We start from the raw sequence: 16404 nt of genomic DNA, 5'->3' as shown, positions 1-16404 counted from the left end.
CGACAGCCCTCGCAACACAACCGCGCCTCATCAGGCGCCGCGTGCCCCCACCCCAACCCTCCCCCGGAAGGGGAGGGAGAAAAACAAGAAAGACACTGACATGGGCTTTTTTCTTGAAACCCTCTTCGGCGGCCTCATGGTCGGCATGCTCTATTCGCTGATCGCCATCGGCTTCGTGCTGATCTACAAGGCCTCGGGCGTCTTCAACTTCGCGCAGGGCGCGATGGTGCTGTTCGCGGCGCTGGCGATGGCGCGGTTCTCCGAGTGGTTCCCGCTGTGGTTCGGCTTCCAGAGCCTCATCCTCGCAAACATCCTGGCCTTCATCGCGGCGATGGCCGTGATGATCGTGGTGGCCTGGCTCATCGAACGGCTCGCGCTCAGCAAGCTCGTGAACCAGGAAGGCATCACGCTTCTCATGGCCACGCTGGGCATCGCCTACTTTCTCGACGGTGTGGGCCAGACGATCTTCGGCAACGACATCTACAAGATCGACGTGGGCATGCCCAAGGAACCCCTGATGGTGCTCGAGGGCACCTTCCAGGGCGGCCTGCTGCTGAGCCAGGAAGACCTGGTCGCCGCGGCGGTGTCGGCCGCGCTCGTGGTGGTGCTGGCCATCTTCTTCCAGAAGACCGCGACCGGCCGCGCGCTTCGCGCAGTGGCCGACGACCACCAGGCCGCGCAGTCCATCGGCATTCCGCTGCAGCGCATCTGGGTGATCGTGTGGTCGGTGGCCGGTTTCTCGGCGCTGGTGGCCGGGATCATCTGGGGCTCGAAGCTGGGCGTGCAGTTCTCGCTGTCGCTGGTGGCGCTGAAGGCGTTGCCGGTAGTGATCCTCGGCGGGCTCACCTCGATTCCGGGCGCCATCATCGGCGGCCTCCTGATCGGCGTAGGCGAGAAGCTGTCTGAAATCTATCTCGGCCCCATGCTCGGTGGCGGCATCGAGATCTGGTTCGCCTATGTGTTGGCGCTGGTCTTCCTGCTGGTTCGGCCCCAAGGCCTGTTCGGCGAAAAAATCATTGATCGCGTATGAGATACGAGATCAGCAATTTTTCGGTGGAGGCTAACTTGCGAAGCAAGTTGAGCGAAGCGGGCCATAGCCAAAAAATCATCGATCGGGTCTGAGCAATGTTCTACAGAGAAAACGGCCAGTTCAAGTCGAGCTACAGGGCCGACCAACAGATCCTCCCGATCGCGCAGGACCGCATCGCGATGCTGGTGCTGCTGCTCGTGGCGTTCGTCGTGGTGCCGCTGGGCATCTCGGACTACTGGATGCGCGCCATCCTCACGCCCTTCCTGATCCTGTCGCTCGCGGCGCTCGGCCTCAACATCCTGGTGGGCTACTGCGGGCAGATCTCGCTGGGCACCGGCGCCTTCATGGCGGTGGGCGCGTACGCGGCCTACAACTTCCAGGTGCGCATCGACGGCATGCCGCTCATCGCCTCGCTGCTCTTGGGCGGCCTCTGCGCCACGGTGATCGGCGTCCTCTTCGGCATTCCGAGCCTGCGCATCAAGGGGCTGTACCTGGCGGTGGCAACGCTCGCCGCGCAGTTCTTCACCGACTGGGCGTTCCTGCGCATCCAGTGGTTCACCAACAACTCGTCCTCGGGTTCGGTGAGCGTGGCGGGGCTCAACGTGTTCGGCGTGCCGATCGAGTCGCCGGTGCAGAAGTACCTGTTCTGCCTCATCTTCGTGGTGGTGTTCGCGCTGCTGGCCAAGAACCTGGTGCGCAGCGCCATCGGCCGCGAATGGATGGCCATGCGCGACATGGACGTGGCCGCCGCGGTGATCGGCATCCGCCCGGTGTACGCCAAGCTCACGGCCTTCGCGGTGAGCAGCTTCATCGTGGGCGTGGCCGGCGCGCTGTGGGGCTTCATCCACCTGGGTGCGTGGGAACCTGCGGCGTTCAGCATCGACCGCTCGTTCCAGCTGCTGTTCATGGTGATCATCGGCGGGCTCGGCTCGATCATGGGCAGCTTCTTCGGCGCCGCCTTCATCGTGCTGCTGCCGCTCTTTTTGAACCAGCTGCCCGCGTGGCTGGGCTTCTCGATTTCCACCGCGCTCGCCTCGCACCTGGAGACGATGATCTTCGGCGCGCTCATCGTGTTCTTCCTGATCGTCGAGCCGCACGGCCTCGCACGGCTGTGGTCCACGGCCAAGGAGAAGCTGCGGCTCTGGCCCTTCCCGCACTGACAACGCATTCCGAGAGTTCCCGTTCGTTCGTAAAAAACCCGGCACCGAGGTGCCCACAAAAGGAGACAGGCATGAAACTGAAATCGCTCGCTCTGACCGCCGCCCTGGTGGCCAGCACCCTCGGCGCCATGCTCGCGCCATCGATCGCCACCGCGCAGGCCAAGGAGCAGTTCTTCCCGCTGCTGGTCTACCGCACCGGCCCCTACGCGCCCAACGGCACGCCGTGGGCCAACGGCAAGCAGGACTACATCAAGTACGTCAATGCCACCGGCGGCATCAACGGCGTGAAGATCGCCTACGAAGAGTGCGAGACCGGCTACGCGACCGACAAGGGCGTGGAATGCTACGAGCGCCTGAAGGGCCGTCCGGGCGTCGCGCTGTTCGACCCGCAGGCCACCGGCATCACCTTCGCGCTGACCGACAAGGTGCCCACCGACAAGATCCCGCTCATCACGCTGGGCTACGGCCTCTCGGCCTCGCAGGACGGCGGCGTCTTCAAGTGGAATTTCCCGCTGATGGGCAGCTACTGGACCGCGGCGGACATCCTGATCCAGCACATCGGCAAAAAAGAAGGCGGCATGGACAAGCTCAAGGGCAAGAAGATCGCCCTCGTCTATCACGACTCGCCGTTCGGCAAGGAGCCGATTCCGCTGCTGCAGGAACGCGCCAAGCAGAACGGCTTCGAGCTCTCGCTGATCCCGGTGACTGCGCCCGGCGTGGAACAGAAATCGGCTTGGCTTCAGGTGCGCCAGTCGCGCCCCGACTTCGTGCTGCTGTGGGGCTGGGGCGTGATGAACTCCACCGCCCTGAAGGAAGCCGTGGCCACGGGCTACCCGCGCGAGAAGATGTACGGCGTGTGGTGGGCCGGCGCCGAACCCGACGTGAAGGACGTGGGCGCCAACGCCAAGGGCTACAACGCGCTTGCGCTCAACACCTCGGGCACGCAGCCCAAGGTGATCCAGGACATCCTCAAGCAGGTGCACGACAAGGGCCAGGGCACGGGTCCGAAGGAAGAAGTCGGCTCGGTGCTCTACACCCGCGGCGTGATCATCCAGATGCTGACCATCGAGGCGGTCAAGCGCGCGCAGGAGCGCTTCGGCAAGGGCAAGGTCATGACCGGCGAGCAGGTGCGCTGGGGCATGGAGAACCTCGCCCTCGACCAGAAGAAGCTCGACGCGCTGGGCTTCTCGGGCGTGATGCGTCCGGTGAGCACCTCGTGCCAGGACCACATGGGCTCGACCTGGGCGCGCGTGCATACCTGGGACGGCGCCAAGTGGGGCGGCATGTCCGACTGGTACGAGGCCGACGACCAGATCATCAAGCCGATGGTCAAGACTGCCGCCGACAAGTACGCCGGCGAGAAAAAGCTGACACGCCGCGAAGCCGCCGACTGCCAGTCTTGACCTAACCCCAAGGCTGCGCGCACTTCGTGTCGCTTCTCCCACCCCCTTGCAGGGGGCAACACCTGCGGCCCGGCAAAGCCGGTTCCGCGGTGTTCCCCGAAGGGTGGTGGGTCAAGCGGGCATCTGAAAGAGCAGCGTCGTTGTTCTTTCGAATGCTTCGGACCACACCATGAGCGAACCCAACATCCTTCTCAACGTCAACGGCATCGAGGTCATCTACAACCACGTGATCCTCGTGCTCAAGGGCGTGTCGCTCACCGTGCCCGAAGGCGGCATCGTGGCGCTGCTCGGCGGCAACGGCGCGGGCAAGACGACCACGCTGCGCGCGGTGAGCAACCTGCTCGCGGGCGAGCGAGGCGCGGTGACCAAGGGCACCATCGAGCTGCGCGGCGACCGCATCGAGGCGCTGTCGCCGGCCGAGCTGGTCAAGCGCGGCCTCATCCAGGTGATGGAAGGCCGCCATTGCTTCGCCCACCTCACGATCGAGGAGAACCTGATGACCGGCGCCTACACGCGCACCGACGGCAAGGCCGCAGTGCAGCAGACGCTGGACAAGGTGTATGCGTATTTCCCGCGCCTGAAGACGCGCCGCACCTCGCAGGCGGCCTACACCTCGGGCGGCGAGCAGCAGATGTGCGCCATCGGCCGCGCGCTGATGGCCAACCCGACGATGGTGCTGCTGGACGAACCCTCGATGGGCCTCGCGCCGCAGATCGTGGAAGAGGTGTTCGAGATCGTGAAAGACCTCAACACCAAGGAACACGTGACCTTCCTCCTGGCCGAGCAGAACACCAACATGGCGCTGCGCTACGCCGACTACGGCTACATCCTGGAGAACGGCCGCATCGTGATGGACGGCGAGGCCAAGAGCCTGCGCGAGAACGAAGACGTCAAGGAGTTCTACCTCGGCGTGGGCGGTGCCGATCGCAAGAGCTTCCGCGACGTGAAGAGTTACAAGCGACGCAAGAGGTGGCTGGCTTGAAAGACTGGTATGCCGTTGTCCAGTGCGCGATCACGCCGACGGGGTACCTTGCTCCGCGAATGCCCCCCGCCTTCGGCTCCTCCTTTATTTCGCTGCGCAAGGCACCCCATCGGCGTGCTCGTTGTTCGCAACGGTGGTCGAACAGCCAGCACAACGACAGCGCCCCTGGTGCACAGGGCATCGGGTGCTCCCCGCAGCGAAATCAAGGAGGAGGCCGAAGGCCGGGGGACATTCGCGGAGGGGAGTACCCGGTGGCCTGTGCACACGCCCTGAAGAACAACGCCAGCCGGTCCAGCACCGAATTGAAAAGACAAAGGGTACGGACATGACCGACCACTACGACAAGCTCGAAATCCGCGACCCCGCCGAACGCGAGCGCGACCTGCTCGCCGCGCTGCCGAAGCAGATCGCGCAAGCGCAGACGGCAACCGCCGCGTTCAGGAAGATCCTCGACGGCGTGAAGCCCGCGGACGTGACGACGCGCGAGGCGCTCGCCAGACTTCCGGTCACGCGCAAGTCGGAATTGCTCGAGTTGCAGAAGGCAGGCCGCGCCGACGACCCGTTCGGCGGCTTCGCATCGATCGTGCGCGGCCCGCGCATGCCGCGCGTGTTCGCGAGCCCCGGCACCATCTACGAACCCGAGGGCGAAGCGCGCGACTACTGGCGCACCGCTCGGGCGTTGCACGCGGCGGGCTTTCGCAGCGGCGAGCTCATCCACAACAGCTTCAGCTACCACATGACCCCCGCGGGCTCCATCATGGAGAGCGGCGCGCGCGCCATGGGCTGCACCGTGTTCGCGGGCGGCACCGGGCAGACCGAGCAACAGCTCGAAGCCATCGTCGACCTGAAGCCCGAGGGCTATGCGGGCACGCCGAGCTTCCTGAAGATCCTGCTGGAGAAGGCCGAGGAAAAGGGGCAGAAGCTGCCCTCGCTCACCAAGGCCCTGGTGTCCGGCGAAGCCTTTCCGCCGAGCCTGCACGACTGGATCGCCGCGCATGGCGTGAAAGGCACGCAGTGCTACGCCACCGCCGACCTCGGCCTCATTGCCTACGAGACCAGCGCACGCGAAGGCCTGGTGATCGACGAAGGCGTGCTGGTGGAGATCGTGCGCCCCGGCACGGGCGACCCGGTGCCCGACGGCGAGGTGGGCGAGATCGTCGTCACCAGCTTCAACCCCGACTACCCGCTGGTGCGCTTCGGCACCGGCGACCTCTCCGCCGTGCTCGCGGGCACCTGCCCCACGGGCCGCACCAACAAGCGCATCAAGGGCTGGCTCGGCCGCGCCGACCAGACCACCAAGGTGCGTGGCATGTTCGTGCATCCCTCGCAGGTGGCGGAGATCGCGCGGCGCTTTCCGGAGATCCTGCGCGCGCGCCTCGTGGTCTCGGGCGAGATGGGCGACGACCAGATGACCTTCAGGCTCGAATGCGCGGGCGCGCCGGACGGACTGGAAGCGCGCATTGCCGATGCGGTGCGCGAGGTGACCAAGTTGCGCGGCACCATCGAGCTGGTGGCGCCGGGCAGCCTGCCGAACGACGGCAAGGTGATCGAGGACGCGCGCAGCTACAAGTAGCGGCGATAGAACCGGCGCGTGAGGGCGCGCGTGATCGCCACCACCAGCGCCGCATAGACCAGCGCGAGCGCCACGGTGACGCCGATGGCCCCGAGGGTGTTCGACATGCGCATGGAGCTCGCGTAGGCAATGAAGAACCACGCGACCACGATGACGAGGCTCAGCACCTGCACCAGCACGAAGGCCGACACGGACGCTGCCACGGCCCTGAAAGGCCGCGCCAGCGACATGCCGGCCCGCGTACCGAGCCAGGCGCCCCAGAAAGCGAGCGCAAAGGCCGCGAGCCACGGCAGCACCAGGGTGAGCAGCAACCTGATCGCGTTGTCATCCGACCGGAAAAGCCAGTTGGACACCGCCAGGCTGCTCCACAGTTGCATCGACGCGAAGAGCGCAGCGATCAGCCACGCGACGGCGCGGCGCGGCGGCGCGCCGGAAACCTCGAAGGCCGCATTCGCCGGTGCGCGAACCGGCACGTCCTTGCCGCGGCTGCGGCTCAGCGCGAGGCGTGCCGCAACCCAGATGCCGAGCACCAGCACCGCCAGCTGCACAACGGACTGCAACAGCATGGCAGCGCCCATGCCGAGATAAGGCGAGTAGCCGGAGAACTCCTCGAAGCGGCCGCCGAGCATGAAGAGCGCCCTGATCTTGAAGAACAGCGGTGTCAGGCCGTAGTAGCTGAACGCGACCACGAGTGCCCACACGGTTGCGAAGCGCAGCCTCGCATCGTGCGACAGCGCCACGTTCGCCACGCCGAGCCTTTCGAGCGCATTGCGTGCGTGGCTCCAGGCGAGCGCGGCCGACAGCGTCCAGGGCACCGCGACGCCGGCCAGCATGCTGATCCAGAGCTCCGGTTGCGCGTAGGCACTGCGGATCTGCTCGACGTCGGGCGTGAACCGCGTCAGCAGCACGACGGTGCTGATCACGAACATGGCCACATCTAGCCCCAGTGCGATCAGCGCAAAGTCGCGGGGCAGGCGCAGCGCGCGCTCGTCGGAAGGGTTCACCGTCATAGGAATACTTTCGAATTGCGTCATGCATGCCGCGGTCGGCATGCGAAGACAACGAGCGTACCGGATGACGGTGCGAGGGCACGCGGGCCTCGCGTTTGCCTAGCGTTTGCCTAGCGTTTGCCTAGCGTTTGCCTCGCGGGCTCAGTGTGCGAGCGCGGCTTCGGCCGCTTCCGGCGCGGGCCCCACGTACACGGACTGCGGCCGAATGAGCCTGCCCTTCTTCACCTGCTCGCGCGCATGAGCCACCCATCCGCTCACGCGGCCGGCAGCGAACACGCAGGTGAAGCTTTCGCGGCCGAAGCCCAGCGCTTCGAGCAGCAGCGCGGTGTAGAACTCGACGTTGGTCTCCAGCGCGCGGTCGGGCTTCTTCTCGCGCAGGATCGCGAGCGCGGCCTGCTCCGCCGCCTCGGCCAGTTCGAAGCGCGCGGCGTTGACGCTGCCCTCGGCGCTCAACCGGCGCAGCGCGCCCTTGAGCGCATCGGCACGCGGATCGCGCACGCGGTAGATGCGGTGGCCGAAGCCCATCAGGCGCTGGCCGCTGGCCACCGCGCCTTCGAGCCAGTGGCGCGCGTTGCCAGCGGTGCCGATGGCATCGAGCGCATCGAGCACCGGGCCGGGCGCACCGCCGTGCAGCGGGCCCTTGAGCGCGCTGATGCCGGCGAGCACCGCCGATGCCAGGCCCGCGCCCGTCGACGCCACCACGCGTGCGGCGAAGGTCGAGGCGTTGAGGCCGTGGTCGCACACGGTGACCAGGTAGGTGTCCAGCGCGGCGGCCTGCGCGGCCGTGGGCGTGCGGCCATGCAGCATGCGCAGCATGTCGGCGGCATACGGCAGCGAGTCGTCGGGCGCAAGTGCCTGCACGCCCAGGCGCCACCGCATCACGGCCGCGGTGTAGACGGCGGGCGCCGCGACCAGCCGCAGCGCGGTGGCGAGGTCGTCGCCATCGGGCAGCCGTGCCAGCAGCGCGCGCACCGCTTCGATGGGCGGCATCTTGCGCAGCAGCGCGTCGTCGTTGGGTTGCAGGCGCTCGAAGGCTTCGCGGCGCGCGCGGCCGAGTGCGCCGCGCAGGGCTGCAGCATCCGGCGCGGTGTCGAAGAAGCCCTGGAACAGCAGCGCCACTACGTCCTCATAGCGCCAGCGCTGCGCGATCTCATCGAGCTGGTGCCCGCGGATGACCAGCCGGCCTGCCGCGCCGTCCACCTCGGACAGCACGGTGTGCGCGGCCACCACGCCTTCGAGGCCATCGTCGTTGTTCATCGTTTCGTACTCCTGGGTTGTCACGATGGCATCGATTCTGTCGGCGCTAACATTGACGTCAATCTTGATCCATTCCATCAACATGACCAAGCCGCCCCTCTGGCTCCCCGCCGCCGAAGCGCTCGAACTGATGCAGGTGCGCCCGCAAACGCTCTACGCGAGCGTGAGCCGCGGCCGCATCCGCGCCAAGCCCGACGCGGCGGATCCGCGCCGCAGCCTCTACCACCGCGACGACGTGCAGCGCGTTGCGGCGCGCACGCGCGGGAGGCGCAGCAGCGAGACGGTGGCGAGCGAGGCCATCCAGTGGGGCGAGCCGGTGCTGCCTTCCGCGGTATCGACGGTGGCCGAAGGGCGGCTCTGGTATCGCGGGCAGGACGCCTGCGAGCTGGCCGGGCATGCCACGCTCGAAGACGTCGCGGGCCTGCTGTGGGAAAGCGCGCCGCCGCACTTCGCGGCCACGGTGGCCACGGCCTCAGTGCCCGCGCCTGCCAAGGCCGCAACGCCATTGCAGGCAGGCCTGCTCGCGCTCGCTGCACGCGCGGCGACCGACCTGCCTTCGCGCGGCCGTTCGCGCAGCGCGCTGCAGGCCGAGGCAGCCCACGTGATCGGCACCCTCGCCGATGCACTGCTCGGCCCGTCGCGCTCGCCGGCGGCCCGTTTGCACACGCGGCTGGCCACGGCGTGGCGCCGTCCGCGCGCGGCCGACGTGCTGCGCCGCGCACTCGTGCTGATGGCCGACCACGAACTCAACGCATCGACCTTCGCGGCGCGGGTGACCGCCTCCACGGGCGCTTCGCTCGCGGCCTGCTTGCTCACGGGCCTCTCCACGCTCACCGGGCCGTTGCACGGCGGCGCCGCGGCGGCCGTGCAGGCCATGATGCGCAGCGTCACGGCGTTGGGCAGCGAAGCCGCCGTGCGCGAATGGCTCGCACACGACCGGCCGCTCGCGGCCTTCGGGCACCCGCTCTATCCCGCGGGCGATGCGCGCTGCAGCGCGTTGCTGGAGGTCATCGAACTGCCGCCCGCCTTCGCGTCGTTGCGCGCCACGGGCGAGAAGCTGCTGGGCGACGCGGCGAACATCGATTTCGCGCTGGCCGCGATGGCCGCCGTGCACAAGCTGCCGGCCGATGCGCCGCTGATGCTGTTCGCGCTCGCGCGTGCCGTCGGCTGGACGGCGCACGTGCTCGAGCAGCAGGCCACGGGCCAGTTAATCAGGCCGCGCGCCCGCTACACAGGCCCTGCCATCGCGCGCTGAGCGCGGCGATCAATGCAGCGCGGGTTCGTACGCGAGCTCGAACATCTTGGTCATCTCGCGAATGAAGGCCGGCAGGTCGTCGGGCTTGCGGCTCGTGACGAGGTCGCGATCGACCACCACTTCGGCATCGCTCCACTTCGCGCCCGCGTTGCGCAGATCGGCACGCAGCGACGGCCACGAGGTCATCTTCTTGCCCTTGACGCCACCGGCATCGATCAGCGTCCACGGTCCATGGCAGATCGCGGCGATGGGTTTGCCCGCCGCGACGAAGGCGCGCACGAAGGCCACGGCATCGGGGTCGATGCGCAAGGTGTCGGGGTTCACGACGCCGCCCGGCAAGAGCAGCGCGTCGAACTCCTCTGCCTTGGCGCCCTGGAGCGGCACGTCGACCTCGAAGGTGTCGGCGGGGTCGTGGTGGTTCCAGCCGCGCACGCTGCCGTCCATGGGAGAGACGACCTGGGTGTGGGCGCCGGCACGGTCGAGCGCCTTGCGCGGCTCGGTCATCTCGATCTGCTCGAAGCCGTCCGCAACGAGGATGGCGACTTTCATTCCGTCCAGTGACGAGGTGGTGATGGGCATGGATGTGTGCTCCTTCTGGATGTGTTTCGGTGTCGATGAAACTTCACCCTAGGGCCCACGCCCGGGGCACGCATCGGCGTGCGCCGGGTCCGCCTGTCGGACAGTTCGACGGGCGGCAACCTTCTCTTACGACGCTTTACCTCACACCGGCATTTGTCGTGCGAGAAGCGACAACTACTTGCGGCAGGCGACCGGCAGCGCCTTGGCGGTCAGACCCTCGCCTGCGGTGCAGTGCCAGTCGATGCCGTCGTCGGTGGCGGAGGGCTCCATGCGCAGCGTGCCCTTGGCGGTCTCCACTTCCAGCACCATCGTGTCGGCGTCGAGCTTCAGGGCCGAGCCGTCTGGCAGGGTCTCCGGCGCACCGGCGGCCTCGAGGGACTCCGGGATCTCCTGCTTGTCCTTGTAGTAGGTGCCGAGCGTCTCGCGCACCGGCGCGGCCTGGAACCACGCTTTCGAGACGACGGCGCGCGTCTGGTATTCCTGGTAGGCCGGAAGGGCCACCGCCGCCAGGATGCCGATGATCGCCACGACCACCAGCAAGGCGAGCGCGCCGCCGCCCGCGCGGCCGGTGTTGGGCACGAAGATCGCGAGCACGTAGGCCAGGGGGTTGCGGCCCGGCAGCTTCGCGGCCGGATCGATGGCTCGCGCCACGCGCTTGGTGAGCCACGGGTAGCCGCCGATCAGTTCGTGGAACGAGGCCCAGAAGCCGCTGTTGCCCGCCGACTGGTCGGCATAGCGCTGCAGGTCCACGTTGCGCCACTGCTGCGCGCCGGCGGCCAGCGCCACGAGCGCGCGGGGCGCCGAGTCGGGCTCCTCGCAGCAGGCGGCGCCGTGCAGGTCGCAGGTGTACTCCTGGGCACGCGAATAGGCTGCGCCCAGGAGCGGCAGCCAGAGCACCGGCATGCGCCAGATGTGGCCCGTGAGGTGGCGCTGCTTGATGTGCCCGAGTTCGTGGCCGATGTAGAAGTTGATGCCGTCCGGCTGGGTTTCCATTGCATCGACCACGTCGGACAGCAGCACGACGAAGTCGCGCCCGAAGAAGCGGGTGGCAAAGGCGTTGAAGATGCCGTCGCCATGCAGCAGGTAGGCCTCGGGCGGGTTCTCGATGCCCAGGTAGCCGCAGCAGGCCTTGAAGCGCGCGTGCAGCTCGGGCAGCTGGGTGGGCGAGAGCTTCACGGCGGTGCCCTTGATCCAGGCGATGAAGGCCGACTGTGCGAACACATAGGCGATGAAGCCCAGCAGCACGTAGATGAGCGCGATGCCCAGGGTGCCCAGCACCAGCAGCCCCCAGATCAGAACGCCCAGTCCGAGCGTGATGTTGCCGAGCCATCGCTCGCGCGGGTAGACCAGTGGATCCATTGGAATTTCCTCCTCGGTGCGGCCCCTCGGGGCCTGCGTTGTTGTGGTTGTTTTTCGCGCCCCCCGGCGCGATCTGCGAGCGCCGATCATGCCCGAGGAAGAGGTGGATTTCGTCACGGACCTAAGGGCTATTCGGTATAGGTCAGGCGGTGGTCAGCCTATAAGATCGCGGCCGATTTTCAAACTCAACCGTCCCGGAGACTTCATGAAGAAATTGCTTGCCCTTACGGCGATTGCCGCCGCCGCCGTCGGCGCTCACGCCCAGGAATTCCCTGCAGGCAAGACCGTCACGCTGGTGGTGCCTTTCGCCGCCGGCGGCCCGACCGACCGCGTCGCGCGCGACCTGGCCGAAGCCATGCAGAAGACGCTGGGCACCACGATCGTGGTGGACAACACCGCCGGCGCCGGCAGCTCCATCGGCACCGCCAAGGTGGCGCGCGCCAACCCCGACGGCTACACGCTGCTGCTCAACCACATCGGCATGTCCACGATGCCGGCGCTCTACCGCAAGCTCCCGTTCAACGTCGAAACCGACTTCGAGTACCTGGGCATGGTCAACGAAGTGCCGATGACGCTGATCGGCAAGCCGACGCTTCCGGCCAACAACTACAAGGAACTGACGACCTGGATCGAAGCCAACAAGGGCAAGATCAACCTGGGCAACGCCGGCCTGGGCGCCGCCTCGCACCTGTGCGGCCTCCTGTTCCAGAGCGCGCTGAAGGTCGAGATGACGCCGGTTCCCTACAAGGGCACGGCCCCCGCCATCGCCGACCTGCTGGGCGGCCAGATCGACTTGCTGTGCGACCAGACCACCAACACCACCTCGCAGATCGAGGCCAAGAAGGTCAAGGCCTATGCCGTGACCACCGCCAAGCGCCTCGCCACGCCGGCCCTGAAGGACCTGCCCACGCTGCAGGAAGCGGGCGTCAAGGGCTTTGAAGTGTCGATCTGGCACGGCATGTACGCGCCGAAGGGCACGCCGGCACCGGTGCTCAAGAAGCTGAACGAAGCCATCAAGGCCGCCATGAAGGACCCCGGCTTCATCAAGCGTGAAGAAGCGCTGGGCGCGGTGATCACCACCGACAAGCGCACCGAGCCGGCCGAGCACAAGAAGTTCGTGTCCGCCGAAATCGCCAAGTGGGGCCCGATCATCAAGGCCGCTGGCGTCTACGCCGACTGACCTGTTGCTCGCCCCCAGGCTGCGCGCGCTTCGTTTCGCTGCGCCAACCCCCTGCCGGGGGCAACACCTGAGGCCCGGCAAGGCCGGTTCCTCGGTGTTTCTTGAACTGAATGCGTGAAAGCCGCCGGCCCTCGGGACCGGCGGCTTTTTTCATGGCGTTCGCAGCAGCGAATTTCAGGGCAGCGGCGTGACCGTCCACACCTCGAAGTTCTTGCGCACATCCACCTGGCGCGCGGTGCGTGCCGAGAAGATGAAGGTGCTGACCGACGAGCCCTGCGCGTACTGGTAGGCGTTCGGCCCCACCTGCGCGCAGTGGTTGTCGCTCGGCGTATTCACCGGCTGGCAATTGATGATCGCCTTGCGCGCCGTGGTGCGCACGGTGATCGAATCGGTGAAGCGGTTGTTGTTGGGGCCGCGTCCGGCGACCAGGAACGTCGTCGGCGCCAGCGCGCCGCCCGGCACGACCCAGCCGTCGAGGTTGCCCTCGGCACTGAAGTCGATGTTGTTGGCCTCGGGATCCGAGGGAATCGGCGCCGGGAAAACGATGCCTCGGGCCACGCCCTGCGTCTCCGCCAGCAACTCGGCGCGCAGCGCCGGTGCGAGTTCCACTGTCGGCGTCTGCACGGCTTCGGCGATGGTCGGCGCGCGCGAGAAGGTGCGCACGTACTGCACCACGTTGTTGCCGCCGCCCGCAGGGAAGAATTCCAGCTTCCAGACCGTCTGGTCGGGAATCTTCGCAAGTTGCTCGTCGGTGTACTGCGGCGAGGCGAAGAGATTGCCGGTCTCGAAATCGCTCGGGTTGCCCGCCTGCGCCGGGTCTGCGTAGCGCGCGGCCATGCGCCAGCCTGCGGAGTTGAGCGGCGTGCCGCTCGCAGTGCCGTCGGCCGTGAGCACGAGCGTGGTGAGCCCGGCCCTGGGCACCAGCACGAGCTCCTTGCCTGGAAACGCCGCAGTGGTCGCAACCACCTTCGAGAAGACCGACTGGCCCTGGCTGAGCACGTTGTCCACCGAGAGGGCATAGCCCGCCGAATTGAACACCAGGTTCTGGTGCTTCAGGTAATCCTTCTTCTCCGACTGCGGACGCACGAACGCCCGGTAGGCGTTGCCGTTGCCCGTGAGCTTGAGCACGCCGTCCACCACCTTGGCGTTGAACACGTCGTTGTCGGTGTTGCCCAGCACGTCGGTCCAGCGGTAGGTGAGCGCGATGTCGCCGTTGGGATAGAAGTATTCGAAGTTGCCGCGGTCGTGCTTCAGGTTGGTCGGGCCGAAGCGGAACAGACTCTCGAACGAGCGGCGCGCGCCGCCGGCATCGCGCCCGATGGGAGCGCCGAAGGACTGGAAGCTCTCCGGGCTGTCGCCCGCAAAGAGCGTGCGGCAGGCGGGCGCCACCACGTTGGCCGCGGTGCCGAACGAATTGCCGTCGGGATTGATGGGGCTGTTCACGCGCTGCTCCACCGGCAGCGCATAGCAGGCGTTGATGCGCTCCAGCAACGACTGCACCATGGCTGGCGTGGGCGGCTGCACGAGGGCGGCGGTATCGATCGCGGGCAGCGGAACGATGGTCTCGTCGCCGCTGCGGAACACGATGGAGACAGGTGCCGTTTCCTCGCCGGCCGGCAGCGCCTTCACCGTGATCTCGATGTTGGAGGCGGCGCCATCGGGGCGCACCGACACGTTGATCGAATCGAGCACCCGGTCCTGGCCCGAGCCGTTGGCCTGGAACTCGCCGCTCATCGGGTCGATGCTCAGGTTCAGCGCGGTGAGCAGCGGCTGCAGCGCAGCGACGAGCTTGGCGACCTGGTCGCTGATCGAGCCCGCCGTCACGGCGCCGGCATCGGCCTGGATCGCGGCGGCCAGCTTCGACGGGTCGCCGTTGGGCGCGAGCTGCGCCACGATGATGGTGGTCAGCGGCGTCACGTTGGTGGTGCCGGTCGCGGTGCTCGCGGTGGTGCTGTAGAGCGTGAGGTCGTCGCGCACGGCCCGGATCACCAGCGGCGCCTTGGTGCCGGCGGGCAGCGTGCAGGTGTAGGTGCCCTCGGGCGTGGTGGTCACTTCGCAGACCTTGGCGCCGGTCTGGTCGAACACCGTGAGCGCCGCGCCGGCGAAGGCCGCGCCGGTGGCGACCGTGCCGCTGAGCGTGGTGCTGGCCGCCGCGGGCGGCTCGCCGCCGCCACCGTTGCCGCCCGAGGCCGGCGGGATGAAGCCGAAGCCGCCACCGCCGCCGCCTCCTCCACCCCCGCCGCATGCGGCGAGAAGCGCCAGGGTGACGATCGACAGGGCATGGGGGATCTTGCGGGTGAGATGTGGCATCTTGGGGCTCTTCGAAAAAGGTTGAAAACTCCGGACCTCCCGGGGTCCCGCAAACAATAGCTTTCACTTTTCGAAGAAAAAATGATGCAAATGCACCATTCTTGAAACGCGCCGGCCCCTACCCCGGGGTTTCGGCAAAGGAATGGGAAAGTACGCATCCGCGAATCACGGAAACATGGGATGCGGTACCCCGCCGGTACGGGAAAACTGCGCGGATGACCTCCCCGGCACTGCACGACTTCAGCTTGCTGCTGCTGCAGCTCTACCGGCTCTCGCACGAGTTGCCGATCGATGCGTTCCAGGACGCCGCGCTCGAGCTGGTCAAGCCGGTGCTGCCCTTCGACGCGTCGATGTGGGGCACGGCCACCACGGCCGCCGAAGGCATCGACGTGCACACGCTGCACCTGCACCGCAAGACGCCCGAGATGATGATGGAGTACGACAACTTCAAGCACCTGGACTCGGCGGCCGCGAGCTTCTTCGGCAAGGGGCACGGCACGCGGGGCTTCCACTCCAAGAGCTGGTGGAGCGGCACCACGTACGCGCCGTTCCTGGACTACGTGCAGCGCTACGACCAGAACAACATCTTCATCACGATGGACAGCGACCCGCGGTCCAACTTCATGCACTGGTTCTCGCTGTTCCGCGCCGACCCCGACGCGCACTGCAAGCCCGAGGAGGTGAACCTCCTGGCCAGCCTGTCGCCGCACCTCATGCAGGCGCTGGCGCTCAACCGCATCGTTCACCTGGACCGGCTGGAGGCCGGCAGCCAGGCGCCCAGCGGCTCGGCCATCGGCGACCTGCGGGGCGTGCTCTATCACGCCGACAACTTCTTCGAGACGACGCTGAAGACAGAGTGGCCGTCATGGCACGGGCGCACGCTGCCCGATGCGCTGCTCAAGCACTTCCTGCATGGCCACGCGCGCTACAGCGGGCACGCGATCGTGGTCACGCACCGCGTGGAGCAGCGCCTCCTGTTCCTGAAAAGCCGCATGCGCTGCCGCGCCGACAGCCTCACGCCGCGCGAGCACACCATCGCCGAGCTGCTGGCGCGCGGTGATACGCACAAGGACATCGCCGCCATCCTGAGCCGCTCGCCGGCCACGGTGCGCAACCACATCCAGTCGATCTACGACAAGCTGGAGGTGGGCAACGTGGCGGGGCTGATCCACGAGTTGCGGCTGGCTGGATGAGGCTCGCCCCCAGGCTTCGCGCACTTCGTGTCGCTTCTCCTCCCCCCTACCGGGGGCGACACCTGCAGCCCGGCAAAGCCGGTTCTGCGGTGTCCTGCGACTGGATCACGCCA

The 16404-nt window shown here is 67.3% G+C and carries 13 protein-coding genes; 8 read left to right on the top strand and 5 right to left on the bottom strand.

The genetic code is table 11. The features are described from left to right. Nucleotides 1–100 precede the first annotated feature (100 nt). From RT97_RS04210 to RT97_RS04190, 5 genes are all read left to right on the top strand, one after another. Complete coding sequence (locus tag RT97_RS04210) at nucleotides 101–1030, top strand: branched-chain amino acid ABC transporter permease (protein ID WP_042577517.1); 930 nt, start codon at nucleotides 101–103, stop codon at nucleotides 1028–1030. A gap of 95 nt (nucleotides 1031–1125) precedes the next feature. After that, the gene (locus RT97_RS04205; RefSeq protein ID WP_042577516.1) at nucleotides 1126–2190 is read left to right on the top strand and encodes a branched-chain amino acid ABC transporter permease; all 1065 of its coding nucleotides are present in this window, start codon (nucleotides 1126–1128) and stop codon (nucleotides 2188–2190) included. A gap of 71 nt (nucleotides 2191–2261) precedes the next feature. After that, nucleotides 2262–3593 carry an ABC transporter substrate-binding protein gene (locus tag RT97_RS04200; protein ID WP_042577515.1) on the top strand — a complete coding sequence of 444 codons (1332 nt, stop codon included), beginning with the start codon at nucleotides 2262–2264 and terminating at the stop codon, nucleotides 3591–3593. 169 nt (nucleotides 3594–3762) lie between these two features. Continuing rightward, nucleotides 3763–4575 carry an ABC transporter ATP-binding protein gene (locus RT97_RS04195; protein WP_042577514.1) on the top strand — a complete coding sequence of 271 codons (813 nt, stop codon included), beginning with the start codon at nucleotides 3763–3765 and terminating at the stop codon, nucleotides 4573–4575. Between the two features lie 325 nt (nucleotides 4576–4900). Further along, entirely contained in the window at nucleotides 4901–6148 is a 1248-nt protein-coding gene (locus RT97_RS04190; protein WP_042577513.1) for a phenylacetate--CoA ligase family protein, read from the top strand. On the opposite strand, the gene RT97_RS04185 is transcribed toward RT97_RS04190, so the two are convergent. Together RT97_RS04185 and RT97_RS04180 are read right to left on the bottom strand one after the other, a co-directional pair. Next, on the bottom strand, nucleotides 6139–7182 hold the full coding sequence (locus RT97_RS04185; RefSeq protein WP_172672150.1) for a hypothetical protein: 1044 nt from the start codon (nucleotides 7180–7182) through the stop codon (nucleotides 6139–6141). The two genes, RT97_RS04190 and RT97_RS04185, sit on opposite strands and share 10 nt — an antisense overlap. Nucleotides 7183–7299: 117 nt before the next feature. Continuing rightward, nucleotides 7300–8415 (bottom strand): citrate synthase/methylcitrate synthase, encoded by a 1116-nt coding sequence (locus RT97_RS04180; RefSeq protein ID WP_042577511.1) that lies wholly within the window; start codon nucleotides 8413–8415, stop codon nucleotides 7300–7302. 82 nt (nucleotides 8416–8497) lie between these two features. Between RT97_RS04180 and RT97_RS04175 the strand changes: the two genes are divergently transcribed. Beyond that, the gene (locus RT97_RS04175; protein ID WP_042577538.1) at nucleotides 8498–9670 is read left to right on the top strand and encodes a citrate synthase; all 1173 of its coding nucleotides are present in this window, start codon (nucleotides 8498–8500) and stop codon (nucleotides 9668–9670) included. Nucleotides 9671–9679: 9 nt separating this feature from the next. Here the strand turns inward: RT97_RS04175 and RT97_RS04170 are convergent, their stop codons facing one another. After that, a complete protein-coding gene (locus RT97_RS04170) occupies nucleotides 9680–10249 on the bottom strand; it encodes a type 1 glutamine amidotransferase domain-containing protein (protein WP_042577510.1) in 570 nt (189 codons plus the stop codon). A 174-nt stretch (nucleotides 10250–10423) separates the two neighbouring features. After that, entirely contained in the window at nucleotides 10424–11608 is a 1185-nt protein-coding gene (locus RT97_RS33990) for a M48 family metalloprotease (RefSeq protein ID WP_042577509.1), read from the bottom strand. A 205-nt stretch (nucleotides 11609–11813) separates the two neighbouring features. Here RT97_RS33990 and RT97_RS04160 point away from each other — a divergent pair, with 205 nt between their 5' ends. Continuing rightward, nucleotides 11814–12788, top strand: a complete 975-nt coding sequence (locus tag RT97_RS04160) for a tripartite tricarboxylate transporter substrate-binding protein (RefSeq protein ID WP_042577508.1) — start codon at nucleotides 11814–11816, stop codon at nucleotides 12786–12788. A gap of 174 nt (nucleotides 12789–12962) precedes the next feature. On the opposite strand, the gene RT97_RS04155 is transcribed toward RT97_RS04160, so the two are convergent. Beyond that, nucleotides 12963–15098 carry a hypothetical protein gene (locus RT97_RS04155; RefSeq protein WP_042577507.1) on the bottom strand — a complete coding sequence of 712 codons (2136 nt, stop codon included), beginning with the start codon at nucleotides 15096–15098 and terminating at the stop codon, nucleotides 12963–12965. A 215-nt stretch (nucleotides 15099–15313) separates the two neighbouring features. Between RT97_RS04155 and RT97_RS04150 the strand changes: the two genes are divergently transcribed. Then, the gene (locus RT97_RS04150; protein WP_042577506.1) at nucleotides 15314–16291 is read left to right on the top strand and encodes a helix-turn-helix transcriptional regulator; all 978 of its coding nucleotides are present in this window, start codon (nucleotides 15314–15316) and stop codon (nucleotides 16289–16291) included. Nucleotides 16292–16404: the final 113 nt, after the last annotated feature.

This window comes from Variovorax paradoxus, assembly GCF_000834655.1.
Classification (GTDB): Bacteria; Pseudomonadota; Gammaproteobacteria; order Burkholderiales; family Burkholderiaceae_C; genus Variovorax; species Variovorax paradoxus_F.
This window is presented reverse-complemented; position numbering and strand designations above follow the sequence as displayed.

What these genes read in the sequence shown, in the direction of transcription:
- RT97_RS04195 (WP_042577514.1), top strand. Translation starts at nt 3,763, where the DNA reads ATGAGCGAACCCAACATCCTTCTCAACGTCAACGGCATCGAGGTCATC.
- RT97_RS04200 (WP_042577515.1), top strand. Translation starts at nt 2,262, where the DNA reads ATGAAACTGAAATCGCTCGCTCTGACCGCCGCCCTGGTGGCCAGCACC.
- RT97_RS04170 (WP_042577510.1), bottom strand. Translation starts at nt 10,249, where the DNA reads ATGCCCATCACCACCTCGTCACTGGACGGAATGAAAGTCGCCATCCTC.
- RT97_RS33990 (WP_042577509.1), bottom strand. Translation starts at nt 11,608, where the DNA reads ATGGATCCACTGGTCTACCCGCGCGAGCGATGGCTCGGCAACATCACG.
- RT97_RS04185 (WP_172672150.1), bottom strand. Translation starts at nt 7,182, where the DNA reads ATGACGCAATTCGAAAGTATTCCTATGACGGTGAACCCTTCCGACGAG.
- RT97_RS04205 (WP_042577516.1), top strand. Translation starts at nt 1,126, where the DNA reads ATGTTCTACAGAGAAAACGGCCAGTTCAAGTCGAGCTACAGGGCCGAC.
- RT97_RS04190 (WP_042577513.1), top strand. Translation starts at nt 4,901, where the DNA reads ATGACCGACCACTACGACAAGCTCGAAATCCGCGACCCCGCCGAACGC.
- RT97_RS04210 (WP_042577517.1), top strand. Translation starts at nt 101, where the DNA reads ATGGGCTTTTTTCTTGAAACCCTCTTCGGCGGCCTCATGGTCGGCATG.
- RT97_RS04155 (WP_042577507.1), bottom strand. Translation starts at nt 15,098, where the DNA reads ATGCCACATCTCACCCGCAAGATCCCCCATGCCCTGTCGATCGTCACC.
- RT97_RS04180 (WP_042577511.1), bottom strand. Translation starts at nt 8,415, where the DNA reads ATGAACAACGACGATGGCCTCGAAGGCGTGGTGGCCGCGCACACCGTG.
- RT97_RS04160 (WP_042577508.1), top strand. Translation starts at nt 11,814, where the DNA reads ATGAAGAAATTGCTTGCCCTTACGGCGATTGCCGCCGCCGCCGTCGGC.
- RT97_RS04150 (WP_042577506.1), top strand. Translation starts at nt 15,314, where the DNA reads ATGACCTCCCCGGCACTGCACGACTTCAGCTTGCTGCTGCTGCAGCTC.
- RT97_RS04175 (WP_042577538.1), top strand. Translation starts at nt 8,498, where the DNA reads ATGACCAAGCCGCCCCTCTGGCTCCCCGCCGCCGAAGCGCTCGAACTG.